The sequence below is a fragment of the Mesorhizobium sp. M8A.F.Ca.ET.207.01.1.1 genome, assembly GCF_004794715.1.
GTDB lineage: Bacteria > Pseudomonadota > Alphaproteobacteria > Rhizobiales > Rhizobiaceae > Mesorhizobium.
Genome location: NZ_SRUS01000267.1, coordinates 1 through 351, shown reverse-complemented (window position 1 = coordinate 351; position 351 = coordinate 1). Strand labels below are relative to the sequence as shown.

At 65.2% G+C, this 351-nt stretch carries 1 protein-coding gene; it reads right to left on the bottom strand.

Annotation, left to right across the window (positions count from 1 at the left end; translation table 11 throughout):
• Positions 1 to 58: 58 nt before the first annotated feature.
• Positions 59 to 351, bottom strand: a 293-nt coding sequence (locus EN850_RS34470) for a PQQ-binding-like beta-propeller repeat protein (RefSeq protein ID WP_145973028.1), incomplete at its 5' end; no start/stop codon positions are given.

Genomic DNA, 351 nt, shown 5'->3' with positions numbered 1-351 from the left:
TGCCGACATTCGGCCGTCCAACCAGGGCGACCAAAGGCAGCATCGCGATTACTCCGTATTAATTTGCCAACCGGCAGGCGGTCAGCTTGCCATCCACGTTCTGCACCAGCAGCACCCCGTCTGCGACGACCGGCTGGGCCAGCAGGGCATCACCACCGCTCTTTGCCCGTGCCGCCATCGCACCATCGGAGGTCTGCAACCAGTGCACGTATCCTTTGTAGTCGCCGACCACCACGTAGTCGCCCTGCAGCGCCGGGCCGGTCAGCGAACGACGGGCCAAGGCGGTCTGCGACCACATCGCTGCGCCGCTGGCCTTGTCCAGGCCGAACACGCCGCCCTTGTTGTCGGTGA